The 13621-nt window shown below is 71.5% G+C and carries 11 protein-coding genes; all 11 read left to right on the top strand.

The features are described 5' to 3' along the window. The 11 genes from AC3A3H_RS14945 to uvrA all read left to right on the top strand — a co-directional run bounded on the left by AC3A3H_RS14945 (nucleotide 1) and on the right by uvrA (nucleotide 13615). The gene (locus AC3A3H_RS14945) at nucleotides 1–633 is read left to right on the top strand and encodes a DUF4166 domain-containing protein (protein ID WP_487615332.1); all 633 of its coding nucleotides are present in this window, start codon (nucleotides 1–3) and stop codon (nucleotides 631–633) included. Further along, complete coding sequence (locus AC3A3H_RS14940; RefSeq protein WP_487615331.1) at nucleotides 634–1617, top strand: epimerase; 984 nt, start codon at nucleotides 634–636, stop codon at nucleotides 1615–1617. A 107-nt stretch (nucleotides 1618–1724) separates the two neighbouring features. Next, the gene (rpsA, locus tag AC3A3H_RS14935) at nucleotides 1725–3167 is read left to right on the top strand and encodes a 30S ribosomal protein S1 (RefSeq protein WP_434317668.1); all 1443 of its coding nucleotides are present in this window, start codon (nucleotides 1725–1727) and stop codon (nucleotides 3165–3167) included. A 91-nt stretch (nucleotides 3168–3258) separates the two neighbouring features. Next, complete coding sequence (gene coaE, locus AC3A3H_RS14930) at nucleotides 3259–3855, top strand: dephospho-CoA kinase (RefSeq protein WP_487615330.1); 597 nt, start codon at nucleotides 3259–3261, stop codon at nucleotides 3853–3855. Between the two features lie 66 nt (nucleotides 3856–3921). Further along, nucleotides 3922–5988, top strand: a complete 2067-nt coding sequence (gene uvrB, locus AC3A3H_RS14925; protein ID WP_487615329.1) for an excinuclease ABC subunit UvrB — start codon at nucleotides 3922–3924, stop codon at nucleotides 5986–5988. A 61-nt stretch (nucleotides 5989–6049) separates the two neighbouring features. Further along, complete coding sequence (locus tag AC3A3H_RS14920; RefSeq protein WP_487615328.1) at nucleotides 6050–6781, top strand: DUF4129 domain-containing protein; 732 nt, start codon at nucleotides 6050–6052, stop codon at nucleotides 6779–6781. A gap of 100 nt (nucleotides 6782–6881) precedes the next feature. Beyond that, on the top strand, nucleotides 6882–7472 hold the full coding sequence (locus tag AC3A3H_RS14915; protein ID WP_487615327.1) for a hypothetical protein: 591 nt from the start codon (nucleotides 6882–6884) through the stop codon (nucleotides 7470–7472). Further along, nucleotides 7469–8605, top strand: a complete 1137-nt coding sequence (locus tag AC3A3H_RS14910) for an AAA family ATPase (RefSeq protein ID WP_487615326.1) — start codon at nucleotides 7469–7471, stop codon at nucleotides 8603–8605. The genes AC3A3H_RS14915 and AC3A3H_RS14910 overlap by 4 nt, the downstream gene beginning before the upstream one ends. Next, the gene (locus AC3A3H_RS14905) at nucleotides 8605–9933 is read left to right on the top strand and encodes a DUF58 domain-containing protein (protein ID WP_487615325.1); all 1329 of its coding nucleotides are present in this window, start codon (nucleotides 8605–8607) and stop codon (nucleotides 9931–9933) included. The genes AC3A3H_RS14910 and AC3A3H_RS14905 overlap by 1 nt, the downstream gene beginning before the upstream one ends. After that, a complete protein-coding gene (locus AC3A3H_RS14900) occupies nucleotides 9930–10481 on the top strand; it encodes a hypothetical protein (protein WP_487615324.1) in 552 nt (183 codons plus the stop codon). The genes AC3A3H_RS14905 and AC3A3H_RS14900 overlap by 4 nt, the downstream gene beginning before the upstream one ends. Nucleotides 10482–10690: 209 nt before the next feature. Continuing rightward, complete coding sequence (uvrA, locus tag AC3A3H_RS14895; RefSeq protein WP_487615470.1) at nucleotides 10691–13615, top strand: excinuclease ABC subunit UvrA; 2925 nt, start codon at nucleotides 10691–10693, stop codon at nucleotides 13613–13615. Nucleotides 13616–13621: the final 6 nt, after the last annotated feature.

Raw genomic sequence — 13621 nt, 5'->3', positions numbered from 1 at the left:
ATGACCTCCCCGTACCGGGCCGTCCTCGGCCCGGCGTTCGACGAGCTCCACCAGCGGCTGCGCGCCTACTTCGACGCCATCCCGGCCGGCTCGTCCGGCGCCGGCCGGGGCGTGTTCGACACCGTCGGCACGCCCCGGCGCTGGCTCTGGCCGGTGCTGGCGGCGTTCGGCCGGGCGCACGTGATGTTCCCGGTGTGGCAGCGCAGGGTGCCGTTCACGGTCGAGAACTTTCCGGTGCGGTCGGCCGACGGCAGCCCGGCGGTGCGCGCGGTGCGGCGGTTCGAGCTTCGCGGGCGGGCGCGGGAGATGCGGGATGAAATCGGCGTGGACGGCGGACTCCTCGTCGACCGGCTCGGCTCACCGGCCCTGGTCGAGGCGTGGTTCTCCGCGCAGGTCACGGACGGTGCGCTCCGGCTGATCTCCCGTCGCGTCGCCGTGCGGCTCGGCAGGCTGCGCATCGGGATCCCGCGGGTGCTCGCCCCGGTCGTCGCGCTCACCGAGCGGTACGACGACGAGCGCGACGCGCAGGCGGTCTCCATCGTCGTGCGGATGCCGCTGCTCGGTAGGGTCTATCAGTACGCGGGGACGTTCCGCTACGGGATCATCGGCCCAGCGGGCCGTACGGGGGAGTGAGTGAGCGAGCGCATCGTCATCGCCGGCGCGTCCGGCTTCATCGGACGCTACCTGGCGGGGCACTACCGCGCCGCGGGCGCGACGGTCCTGCTGGTCGGGCGCGACGGCGCCGACGCGCGCTGGGGCGACCCCGAGGCGCTGCGTCGCGTCGTCACCGGCGCGGACGTGCTCATCAACCTGGCGGGCAAGAGCGTGAACTGCCGGTACGGCGACGCGAACCGCGCCGAGATCTTCCGCTCTCGGCTCGAGACCACCCGGGCGCTGCGGGAGGCTGTCGCCGCGTCCGACGCGCCGCCCGCGGTCTGGTTCAACGCGTCCACCGCGACCATCTACCGGCACGCGGAGGATCGGCCGATGACCGAGTCGACCGGCGAGCTCGGCACCGGGTTCTCGGTGAACGTCGCACGCGCCTGGGAGGCCGAGTTCTTCGAGGGCGAGCTGCCGGGCACACGCCGGGTGGCGCTGCGCATGGCCATCGTGCTGGGCGACGGCTCCGCGCTCAGCCCGCTGATCCGGCTCGCCCAGTTCGGCCTCGGCGGGCCGCAGCTCGACGGCCGCTGGTTCGCGACGACCGCGCGCCGCAACGCGGGCACCTTCCACGAGTTCCGTGCGCGCGGTGGACGGCAGCGGTTCAGCTGGGTGCACATCCGCGACGTGCTCGGCTCGATCGAGTTCCTCCGCGCGCGTCCCGACCTCGACGGCGTGGTCAACGTCGCGGCGCCGCACCCGTCGGACAACCGCACCGTGATGGCGACGCTGCGCCGCGTGCTCGGCGTGCCGGCCGGCCTCCCGGCGTTCCGCTGGATGCTGGAGCTCGGCTCCGCCGTCATCCGCACCGAGACCGAGCTGGTGCTGAAGAGCCGCTGGGTGGTGCCGGAGCGCTTGCTCGGCGCGGGCTACACGTTCGCCTTCCCGGACCTGGAGCCGGCGCTGCGCGACATCGTCGCCGGACGCGAGTTGCCCCTTCCGCAGACCAGTCGGTAGACTAGACCGTCACTTGTGTGACATCCACATCCGCCTGCCGTTCGCGGAAGACACCCACAGAGGTTCGCGCTCGGCCTGATTTATGTCCATAACGGAGCATCCACTACATGACAACCGCAACGACCGACAAGGCACCGAAGCAGGTCGCAGTCAACGACATCGGTTCTGCTGAAGACTTTCTTGCCGCGGTCGAAAAGACGCTGAAGTTCTTCAACGACGGAGACCTGATCGAAGGCACCGTCGTCAAGATCGACCGCGACGAGGTCCTCCTCGACGTCGGCTACAAGACCGAGGGTGTCATCCCCTCGCGCGAGCTTTCCATCAAGCACGACGTCGACCCCAGCGAGGTCGTCGAGGTCGGCGACACCGTCGAGGCGCTCGTTCTCCAGAAGGAGGACAAGGAAGGCCGCCTCATCCTGTCCAAGAAGCGTGCGCAGTACGAGCGCGCGTGGGGCGACGTGGAGAAGATCAAGGAAGCCGACGGCGTCGTCACCGGAACGGTGATCGAGGTCGTCAAGGGCGGCCTGATCGTCGACATCGGCCTCCGCGGCTTCCTGCCGGCGTCGCTCATCGAGCTGCGCCGCGTCCGCGACCTGACCCCGTACCTGGGCCAGGAGATCGAGGCCAAGATCCTCGAGCTCGACAAGAACCGCAACAACGTGGTCCTGTCGCGTCGCGCGCTGCTGGAGCAGACCCAGTCGGAGTCCCGCACCACGTTCCTCAACAACCTGCACAAGGGTCAGGTCCGCAAGGGCGTCGTGTCCTCGATCGTCAACTTCGGCGCGTTCGTCGACCTGGGCGGCGTGGACGGCCTCGTGCACGTCTCCGAGCTCTCGTGGAAGCACATCGAGCACGCTTCCGAGGTCGTCGAGGTCGGCCAGGAGGTCACCGTCGAGATCCTCGAGGTCGACCTGGACCGCGAGCGCGTCTCGCTGTCGCTCAAGGCGACTCAGGAAGACCCGTGGCAGGTGTTCGCCCGTACCCACGCGATCGGTCAGGTCGCGCCGGGCAAGGTCACGAAGCTGGTTCCGTTCGGTGCGTTCGTGCGCGTCGCGGACGGCATCGAGGGCCTGGTGCACATCTCCGAGCTCTCCGGCAAGCACGTCGAGCTCGCCGAGCAGGTCGTGTCCGTCGGCGAAGAGGTCTTCGTCAAGGTCATCGACATCGACCTGGAGCGCCGCCGCATCTCGCTGTCGCTCAAGCAGGCGAACGAGGGCGTGGACCCCGAAGGCACCGAGTTCGACCCGGCCCTCTACGGCATGGTCACCGAGTACGACGACCAGGGGAACTACAAGTACCCCGAGGGCTTCGACCCGGAGACCAACGAGTGGAAGGAAGGCTTCGAGACCCAGCGCGACGAGTGGGAGCAGCAGTACGCCGCTGCCCAGGCCCGTTGGGAGGCGCACAAGCGCCAGGTCGCGAAGGGCATCGAGGAGGCAGCCGCCGACAGCGGTTCCTCGTCCTACTCGAGCGAGACCGGCAACGGCGGAACCCTCGCCGACGACGAGTCCCTCGCCGCTCTGCGCGAGAAGCTGAGCTCCAACAACTGAGACCCATCTCATCCGTGAGCGGCCGGTCCCTTGGGGGGCCGGCCGTTCCGGCGTTAACGCGCGTTCCGCCGCTCGCAATAGGCTGGACGCCGTGCAGCTCATCGGACTGACCGGCGGGATCGCCTCCGGAAAATCGACCATCGCCTCCCGTCTCGCCGAGCTCGGCGCCGTGGTCGTGGACGCCGACCGCATCGCCCGGGAGGTCGTCGAGCCGGGGACGCCCGCACTGGCGGAGATCGCCGCGACGTTCGGGCCCGGCGTGATCGCGGCGGACGGCAGCCTCGACCGGCCCGCGCTCGGCGCGATCGTCTTCGGGGACGCGGACGCCCTCAAGAAGCTGAACGGGATCACCCACCCGGCTGTGCTCGCGGCGTCGACGGCGCGGTTCGAGGCCGCGGCCGCCGCCGATCCCGCGGCCATCGTCGTGTACGACGTGCCGCTGCTGGTCGAGTCGGCCAACGAGTACCCGTTCGACCTGGTCGTGGTCGCACATGCCGACGCCGCGACCCGGATCGAGCGGCTGGTGCGGCTGCGCGGGATGGATCGTGCGGAGGCGGAGCGCCGGATCGGCTCGCAGGCCTCCGATGCGGAGCGCCTGGCCGTGGCGGACGTCGTGATCGACACCGACGGGTCGCTCGACCGGACCCGCGAGCAGGTGGACGAGCTCTGGGAGAGCCTGCGCTCCTGAGGCCCGCGCGGTTCGCTCTGAGCGAGAGCGGGCCGCGATGTCGGTGGACCTTCCTAGACTGGGACCATGCAAGCCACGCGTCTCGTCCGTCCGTTCGAGGTCGTCAGCGAATACGCGCCCAGCGGCGACCAGCCCAAGGCCATCGCCGAACTCGCCGGGCGCATCAACGCGGGTGAGACCGACGTGGTGCTCCTCGGCGCGACCGGCACCGGCAAGTCCGCGACGACGGCCTGGCTGGTCGAGCAGGTGCAGCGGCCCACACTCGTCCTGGCGCACAACAAGACCCTGGCGGCGCAGCTCGCCAACGAGTTCCGCGAGCTGCTGCCCAATAACGCGGTCGAGTACTTCGTCTCGTACTACGACTACTACCAGCCCGAGGCCTACGTCCCGCAGACGGACACCTTCATCGAGAAGGACTCTTCGGTCAACGCCGAGGTCGAGCGGCTGCGGCACTCCACCACCAACTCGCTGCTCAGCCGGCGCGACGTCGTCGTGGTGTCCACGGTCTCCTGCATCTACGGCCTCGGCGCGGCCGAGGAGTACCTGGAGGCGATGGTCGCGCTGCAGGTCGGCCAGAATGTCGGCCGCGACGCGCTCATCCGCCGGTTCGTCGCCATGCAGTACGAGCGCAACGACGTCGACTTCTCGCGCGGCAAGTTCCGCGTGCGCGGCGACACCATCGAGATCATCCCGGTGTACGAGGAGCACGCGATCCGTGTCGAGCTCTTCGGGGACGAGATCGAGGCGCTGTACTCGCTGCACCCGCTCACCGGCGAGGTGCTGCAGAAGTTGGACGCGGTGTCGGTCTTCCCGGCGACGCACTACGCCGCCAGCCCGGCGACGATGCAGCGCGCCATCGGCACCATCCAGGAGGAGCTGCGCGAGCGGCTGCAGGAGCTGGAGCGCGAGGGCAAGCTGCTGGAGGCCCAGCGGCTCCGGATGCGCACGCAGTTCGACCTGGAGATGATGGAGCAGATCGGCTTCTGCTCGGGCATCGAGAACTACTCGCGCCACATCGACGGCCGGCTGCCGGGCGAGGCGCCCAACTGCCTGCTCGACTACTTCCCGGACGACTTCCTGGTGGTCATCGACGAGTCGCACGTGACGGTGCCGCAGATCGGCGCGATGTACGAGGGCGACGCGTCCCGCAAGCGCACCCTGGTGGAGCACGGCTTCCGACTCCCGAGCGCCATGGACAACCGCCCGCTGCGCTGGAACGAGTTCAAGGACCGCGTCGGCCAGACGGTCTACCTGTCGGCCACGCCCGGCAAGTACGAGATGGACATCGCGGACGGCGTGGTCGAGCAGATCATCCGCCCGACCGGCCTGGTCGACCCGCAGATCGTCGTCAAGCCGACCAAGGGCCAGATCGACGACCTGCTCGAGGAGATCCGCGTGCGCGTCGAGCGCGACGAGCGCATCCTCGTCACCACGCTCACCAAGAAGATGGCGGAGGAGCTCACCGACTTCCTCGCCGAGGCCGGCGTGAAGGTCCGCTACCTGCACTCCGACGTCGACACCCTGCGCCGCGTCGAGCTGCTCACCGAGCTGCGCGCCGGTGTCTACGACGTCCTCGTCGGCATCAACCTCCTCCGCGAGGGCCTCGACCTGCCCGAGGTGTCGTTGGTGGCGATCCTCGACGCAGACAAGGAGGGCTTCCTCCGCTCGTCGACGTCGCTCATCCAGACCATCGGCCGTGCGGCGCGCAACGTCTCCGGCGAGGTGCACATGTACGCCGACGTGCTGACCGACTCGATGAAGAACGCGATCGAGGAGACCGACCGCCGCCGCGAACTCCAGATCGAGTACAACCGCGCCAACGGCATCGACCCCCAGCCGCTCCGCAAGCGCATCGCCGACATCACCGACGTGCTGGCCCGCGAGGAGGCCGACACGGCCCGCATCCTCGCCGGCCGCGAGCAGCGCCGCAAGAGCCCCACCCCGAACCTGCGCAACGGCGGCATCGCCGCCCAGGGCGCGGCAGAGCTGGAGTCGCTGATCGCCGACCTCAACGAGCAGATGCTCGCGGCGGCGGGCGAGCTCAAGTTCGAGCTGGCGGCGCGGTTGCGCGACGAGCTGTCGGACCTGAAGCGCGACCTGCGGCAGATGGAGAAGGCCGGGCATCTGGGCTGAGGCCCGCTAGCTGGAGTCAGTGGCGGCCTCCATCTCGCTGCGACCGCGCTACGGTGGCAGGGTGGGCTCGAAGGCGGCGCGGACGCGGCAGCGGTGGGGGATCATCACCGCCGCCGGGGTGCTGCTCGCCCTGTCCGGCGTCGCGCTCGCGTTCCAGGGTGCGCCGGTCTTCACCGGCCTGCGGTTCTCGCCGCCCACCGCCGACCTCCAGCCGCGTCCCGGCGAGCAGCAGGTGACGGGCACGCCGGCTCCGCAGGACATCCCGCACGAGACGCGCATCGACCTGACCTGGGTGACCTACGCCGTCATCGCGCTGGTGGTCGTTCTCGTGCTCGCCCTGCTCTGGCGGTACCTGCGCCGCAGGCTGCGCCCCGAGTTCCCCGGTGATCGGGGCGACGTCGCGGGGTCGACCGAGGGCGGCGTCACCCCCGAGCCGCCCGAGCAGCCGCGGCCGGAGCCGGTGCGGCGCGGCCTCGACCGCGCCCTCGATCTGCTCGGCGAGGGCCGGGAACCGCGTGACGCGATCGAGCGTGCCTGGCTCGGCCTGGAAGAGGGCGCGGCGGACAGCGGTATCCACCGGCTTCCCGCGGAGACGCCGGGGGAGTTCGTCCGGCGGGTCCTCGGCCGGGTGGCGTCCGACCGGGTCGCGGCGGGCGACCTCCTCGACCTCTATCTGCGCGCCCGGTTCAGCGACGCCGCCGTGACCGTGGCTGACGTGGACGCGGCGCGCGCGGCGATCGAAGCCCTGCGCGCATCGTGGGGCACGGCCGCGGCAGGAGGGACGATCCGGTGAAGCATCCCGGAGCGGGCGGTCGCACCATGCGGTGCGTGCCCTCCGTCGCGACCGAAACCGTGCGCGCCTCCTCCGATCCGGCAGCAGGAGGCCCGCTCGGATGACCCGCTCCAGGATGATCCGCCGCGCCGTCGGGTGCCTGCTCGCCGCCGCCGTCGTCGGCGCCGCTGCGTGGTTCTTCGGCATGGACGCGCCCCATGCCCTCGGCCTCGGCTTCGTGGTGTTCGCGCTCGGGGCCGTGCTCTCGCTGCTCGGGGATCAGGCCGAGGTCGCCTGGCCGGTGCCGCCGCCGCAGCCACGCCCGGGCGCCCGGCGCGACGTCGTACAGCTCGGCTGGTCGCTCGGCGCACGTGGCGGCCGGGTGTCGCCGGAGGCGGTCCGCCGGCTGCGCGGACTCGCCGCCGAAGTGCTCGACCGGCGCGGCGTGCAGCTCGACGACCCGGCGGCCGCGTCGGAGGTGGCACGCCTGCTGGGCAACGACACCGCGGCGATGCTCCGCAAGGGGAGCGCCGCAGCCCCGCGCCCGAAGGAGTTCGCCGCGTCCCTCGCCCGGCTGGAGGCGCTGCGCGAGGTTGGAGGACAGCCTCGCGAGCACGATCCACTTGCCCCGACCGCATCTTCACCCGTCGCCGAGTCGCCGGCCGCGCAACCCACGGCGACACCCGCCGCAAACACGACAGGAGCCGCATGACCCCGGACATGCCCACCGCCGCCGCTTCCGCCTCGTCCGGCGCTCCCGGCGCCGCCGATACCACGCGGGTGGCCGGCGCCGCTGATGAGGCCACCGACGGCGCGGTCTCTCCTGACGTCGCGGTGAACGACTCCGAGGGAACCGCCCCCACCCCTCTCCCCATCCCCGAGGTCGCCCGTCTCGGCGCCGAGGTCCTCGCCCGCGTCGAGTCGGTAGTGGTCGGCATGCGCGAACCCCTGCACATCGCGCTCGCCACGGTCCTCGCGGGCGGGCACGTCCTCTTCGAGGATGTCCCCGGGCTCGGCAAGACGCTCGCCGCCCGGAGCATCGCGAGCGCGGTCGGCCTGGATTTCCGGCGGCTGCAGTGCACCCCGGACCTGCTGCCTTCCGACATCACCGGCTCATTCGTCTACGTGCCGTCGACGGCGGAGTTCGAGTTCCGGCCCGGGCCCGTGTTCACCGGGCTGTTCCTCGCCGACGAGATCAACCGCACCTCCCCGAAGACGCAGTCGGCGCTGCTGGAGGCGATGGCCGAGGGGCAGGTGTCGGTCGAGGGACGCAGCTTCGCGTTGCCGCGGCCCTTCCACGTGGTCGCGACGGCGAACCCGATCGAGTCGGAGGGCACGTACGCCCTGCCGGAGGCGCAGCTCGACCGGTTCATGGTGCGGCTCGGCGTCGGCTACCCGGATGCGGACGGTGAGACGCAGGTGCTGCTCGCCCGCGTCGCCCGCCGGCACGAGGTGGCGACGGTGGAGCCCGTCACAGACGCCCGCACCCTCCTGGCGATGCAGGCCGGCGTCGAGAGGGTGGACGTCGACCCCGACATCGCCGCGTACTGCGTCCGGCTCGCCGCCGCCACCCGGCGGCACCGTTCCGTGGAGGTCGGCGCCTCACCGCGCGGGTCGCAGGGCCTCCTGCTGGTCGCCAGGGCACTGGCGGTGCTCGCCGGCCGCGACTTCGTCATCCCCGACGACGTCAAGCGCGTCGCAGTGCCTGTGCTCGCGCACCGGCTGACGCTGACGGTGCAGGCCTGGACGAGCGGCGTGAGCGCGTCGCAGGTGGTGCAGGAGGTCGTCGCCTCGGTGCCGGGGCCGCCGGCGGTGGGCGTGCGCGAGCGGGAGGCCGTGGACTGATGTCGCTCTGGTCGCGGGCGCGCATGCCCGGCCCGCGCGAACAACCGGAGCTTCCGGCGGGCGGCTCCGGGTGGGCGCTGAGCCCTGCGGTGACCGCGGCCGCGATCGTCGCGATGGTGTGCCTGGTCGCCGCGTTCGTGATGTCCCGGTTGGAGCTGGTGCTCGTGGCGGCCCCGCTGCTGCTGGCCGCCGTGCTCGGCTGGTCGTCGCGGCCCGGCGACGCGGCCTCCCGTACGAGCGTCGGCATCGGCGGCGACGACCCGGACGGGCGGGTGCGCGTCGACGCGGTGGCGGAGGCGGAGGGACGCGTCGACGGCGTCCAGCTGCGGATCCGGCGCGCCGACCGGGAGCCGGAGGACGCGTTCGTCACCCCGGGGAACGCCCGCCGGCTGCGGTTCGCCATCGCGGTGTCGCACTCCGGGCCCCAGCGGATCCTGACCATCGCCGCCCGGGGGATCGGCCCGGACGCCGCGTGGACAGGCGATCCCGGCGTGCCCGCCGTCGCTGAGCGGGTGGTGCGGCCGGCGTCGCAGCGGGTGCGCAGTCTCCCGCTGCCCGCGCGGCTGCTCGGGCTGACCGGCGGCCATGTGTCCGCACGCCCGGGCGACGGCGGGGAGTTCCGGGACATCGACCGCTTCCGCCCGGGGGACCGGCTCCGCCGGATCGACTGGAAGGCGACCGCACGCCTCGCCCAGCGCCCGGGCGAGCTCTACGTGCGCCGCACGACCGCGACCTCCGATGCGGCGGTCCAGCTCGTGCTGGACGCGCGCGACGACGTCCCTGGCGCCGTCGCCGGCTGGGCGGCGCCGTACCCGCGGCCGGGGGCGACGTCTCTGGATCTGGCGCGGGAGGCCGCGGTGTCGCTGGCCGGGGCGTACTCGGCCGCCTCCGACCGGGTAGGCTTCGACGATCTCTCCGATGCGCGTCGCGCGCTGCCGCCGCGCGCCGGGTCGCGGCACCTGCACCGGGTGCTGCGGGCCGTGGAGCTGACGACCGCGCACGGCTCGGCGACCGAGCGGGCCAGGGCGCCCCGGCTCGCGCAGGGGGCGGTCGTGTTCGTGATGTCGACGTTCCTGGACGACCAGGCCACGCGGCTCGCGCTCACCTGGCGCGCCGCCGGCCACCGGGTGATCGCGGTGGACGTGCTGCCGCCGCGCAGCGTGACGGAACTGCCGGCGCGGGAGCGCCTCGCCCTCCGCGTCGTCGACCTGGAGCGCGCGCTTCGCCTGGACCGGCTGCGAGCGGCGGGCGCGGAACTGCTGGAGTGGTCCTCCCCGGAGCGGGACGCGGTGCTCCGGCGCCTGGCGACGCCGAGGCGCCGGCCGTGAGTGTCGCGGGCGGGCGGGAGTCCGAAGCCGGCGCCGCCTCCGGCCGACCGGCCCAGGAGCTGGGCCGCACCGTCCCCGGCTGGTCCCTCCGCGTCGCGTTCGCGGTCGTCGCCGTGCCGCTCGCCGTCACCACCGCGCCGAGCGGAGTGTGGCCTGCGCTCGCGGTGCTGCTGACCGCCGTCGCCGCCGCGGTCCCGCGCTGGCGGGTCGCGTGGGTGCTGATCGCGGTGCTGGCGTTTTCCACGCTGCTGGAGCCGGGCACGCTGACCGTCCGGCTGCTCGCGCTGATCGCCGCCGTGCACGTGCTGCACGTGCTCGCCGCGTGGATGCTCGTCGTCCCCGCCGGTGCCCGGCTGCAGACCGCCGTGCTGCTGCCGTCCCTCCGGCGGCTGCTTGTGATCCAGGCGCCGGTGCAGGCTGCCGCGATCGCGCTGCTGCTCGTCGCCCGAGCGTCGGCGGCGCCCTGGCTCGCCGTCGTCTCCGGCGCCGCGATCGTCGGGCTCGTCGCCCTCCTGGCGGCACTGCTGCTGACGAGACCGCGGGCCTGACCGCGGGTCTGACCGCCACGCGGGGGCAGGCCCAGGCACCAATGTCGGTGGTCCGGCGTACGCTCGCGCGTGGTCGCACATGCCCTGTCCAAGGCGTTAGAATCGAACAAAGCTTCGAACGCTCCGACGGGGGCATCGCGCGCGTGCGCGGTGGGCGAACTCGCAGGTGGGGCGACGGCGAATAGCGGAGAATGGAACGAGTGAGCACTCTGAGCAGCAGGAGTTCGGCAAGCAGCAGTCCGAGCAAGGTCGTGGGTTCGCACCTCAGCGTCCGCGGCGCACGGGTGCACAATCTGCACAACGTCGACCTCGAGATCCCGCGCGACTCGCTGGTCGTCTTCACGGGACTGTCCGGGTCGGGCAAGTCCTCGCTCGCGTTCGACACGATCTTCGCGGAGGGGCAGCGACGGTACGTGGAGTCGCTGTCCGCGTACGCGCGGCAGTTCCTCGGCCAGGTGGACCGGCCCGACGTCGACTTCATCGAGGGCCTGAGTCCCGCGGTCTCGATCGACCAGAAGTCGACCAACCGCAACCCGCGCTCGACGGTCGGCACGATCACCGAGATCTACGACTACATGCGCCTGCTCTGGGCGCGCATCGGCGTGCCGCACTGCCCGGTCTGCGGTGAGAAGATCCAGCGTCAGACGGTGCAGCAGATCGCCGACCAGCTCATGGAGCTGGAGCCGGGCACGCGCTACCTGGTCGTCAGCCCGGTCATTTCGCAGAAGAAGGGCGAGTTCGTCGACCTCTTCAAGGAGCTCGCCGCGAGCGGCTACTCGCGCGCGCTGGTGGACGGCGAGCAGATCCAGCTCAGCGAGCCGCCCACGCTCAAGAAGCAGTACAAGCACGACATCGCCGTGGTGGTCGACCGTCTCGTGGCGGGCCCCGACATCCTCGGCCGGCTCACCGACTCGCTGGAGACCGCGCTGCGGCTCACCGACGGTCTGGTGCAGGTCAACTTCGTCGACCGCGAGGGCCCTGCGGCGTGGCAGTCGTTCAGCGAGAAGCTGTCCTGCCCCAACGGCCACCCCATCCAGCTCACCGAGATCGAGCCGCGCACGTTCTCGTTCAACGCGCCGTTCGGCGCCTGCCCGGAGTGCTCCGGCCTCGGCACGCGCATGTCGGTGGACGACGACCTCCTGCTCGGCGACGACTCGCTCAGCATCGCCGAGGGCGTGATCGTCCCGTGGACCACGCAGGGCAAGGGCCTTTTCAACTACTACGAGAAGCTGCTCGACGGCCTCGCGCGCGACCTCGGCTTCTCGCTGAACACTCCGTGGAAGAAGCTCCCGGAGAACGTGCGGGACGCCGTCCTGCGCGGCGACAACTTCGAGGTCAAGGTGCGGTGGAAGAACCGCTACGGCCGCGAGATGTCCTACACGTCCGGCTTCGAGGGCGTCGTGCCCTACATCGAGCGCCAGTACATGCAGGCGGAGACCGACACCCAGCGTGCCCGCTGGGCCGAGTACCTCCGCGAGGTGCCCTGCCCGGTCTGCCAGGGCAAGCGGCTCAAGCCCGAGGTGCTCTCGGTGCTGGTCCACGGCGCCTCGATCGCCGACGCATCGCTGCTCAGCCTCTCCGACGCCCGCGCGTTCATGGAGAAGCTGCACCTGACCGAGCGCGAGCAGAAGATCGGCGCGCAGGTGCTGCGCGAGATCAAGATCCGGCTCGACTTCCTCATCCAGGTCGGCCTGAGCTACCTCGACCTCGCGCGCGCCGCGGCCACGCTGTCGGGCGGCGAGGCGCAGCGCATCCGGCTGGCGACCCAGATCGGTTCGGGGCTGACCGGCGTGCTGTACGTGCTGGACGAGCCGAGCATCGGCCTCCACCAGCGCGACAACCGCCGCCTGATCGACACGCTGGTGGCGCTGCGCGACCTCGGCAACACGCTGATCGTGGTCGAGCACGACGAGGACACCATCCGTACGGCCGACTGGATCGTGGACATCGGCCCGGGCGCCGGGGTCAACGGCGGCCACGTGGTGCACTCCGGGTCCTACGACGAGCTGCTCGCCAACACCGACTCGCTGACCGGCGACTATCTGGCCGGCCGCCGCGAGATCGCCATCCCCGAGAAGCGGCGCAAGATCGACAAGAAGCGCGTGATCCGGGTGGTCGACGCGGAGGCCAACAACCTCAAGAAGGTCTCGGTGGACTTCCCGCTCGGCGCCTTCGTCGCGGTCACCGGCGTCTCCGGGTCGGGCAAGTCGTCGCTGGTCAACGACATCCTGTACCGCGTGCTCGCCAACAAGCTCAACGGCGCACGCAAACTGCCGGGCAAGCACCGCACGGTGGCCGGCCTCGAGAACCTCGACAAGGTCGTGCACGTCGACCAGGCGCCGATCGGGCGCACGCCGCGCTCCAACCCGGCGACCTACACCGGGGTGTTCGACCGCATCCGCACACTGTTCTCCGAGACGCCGGAGGCCAAGGTCCGCGGCTACCTGCCCGGCCGGTTCAGCTTCAACGTCAAGGGCGGCCGCTGCGAGGCGTGCTCGGGCGACGGCACGATCAAGATCGAGATGAACTTCCTGCCCGACGTGTACGTCGCGTGCGAGGTCTGCGGGGGAGCGCGCTACAACCGCGACACCCTGACCGTGCACTACAAGGGCAAGAACATCGCCGAGGTCCTCGACATGCCGATCAGCGAGGCGGCCGAGTTCTTCCGGCCGATCTCGGCGATCCACCGCTACCTGCAGACCCTCGTGGACGTCGGTCTCGGCTACGTGCGGCTCGGCCAGAGCGCCACGACGCTGTCCGGCGGCGAGGCGCAGCGCGTCAAGCTGGCGACCGAGCTGCAGCGCCGGTCGAACGGCCGCAGCGTCTACGTGCTCGACGAGCCGACCACCGGCCTGCACTTCGAGGACGTCCGCAAGCTCCTCCTCGTGCTCAACGGCCTGCTCGACAAGGGCAACACGGTCATCGTCATCGAGCACAACCTCGACGTCATCAAGTCGGCCGACTGGATCATCGACATGGGACCGGAGGGCGGCGCGGGCGGCGGCATGGTCATCGCGACGGGCACGCCGGAGCAGGTGGCGGAGACGCCGGGGAGCCACACGGGCTACTTCCTGAAGGAGATCCTGCAGGGGGAGGGCGCGCTCGGCACCGAGCGTGTCCGCGGCGCCGCGTAGGATCGC

This window comes from Leifsonia sp. Soil_N53, assembly GCF_057655165.1.
Note: the sequence above shows the minus strand (reverse complement) of the source record. Positions and strands in the feature narration are given on the sequence as shown.

What these genes read in the sequence shown, in the direction of transcription:
- AC3A3H_RS14945 (WP_487615332.1), top strand. Translation starts at nt 1, where the DNA reads ATGACCTCCCCGTACCGGGCCGTCCTCGGCCCGGCGTTCGACGAGCTC.
- rpsA (WP_434317668.1), top strand. Translation starts at nt 1,725, where the DNA reads ATGACAACCGCAACGACCGACAAGGCACCGAAGCAGGTCGCAGTCAAC.
- uvrB (WP_487615329.1), top strand. Translation starts at nt 3,922, where the DNA reads ATGCAAGCCACGCGTCTCGTCCGTCCGTTCGAGGTCGTCAGCGAATAC.
- AC3A3H_RS14915 (WP_487615327.1), top strand. Translation starts at nt 6,882, where the DNA reads ATGACCCGCTCCAGGATGATCCGCCGCGCCGTCGGGTGCCTGCTCGCC.
- AC3A3H_RS14910 (WP_487615326.1), top strand. Translation starts at nt 7,469, where the DNA reads ATGACCCCGGACATGCCCACCGCCGCCGCTTCCGCCTCGTCCGGCGCT.
- AC3A3H_RS14905 (WP_487615325.1), top strand. Translation starts at nt 8,605, where the DNA reads ATGTCGCTCTGGTCGCGGGCGCGCATGCCCGGCCCGCGCGAACAACCG.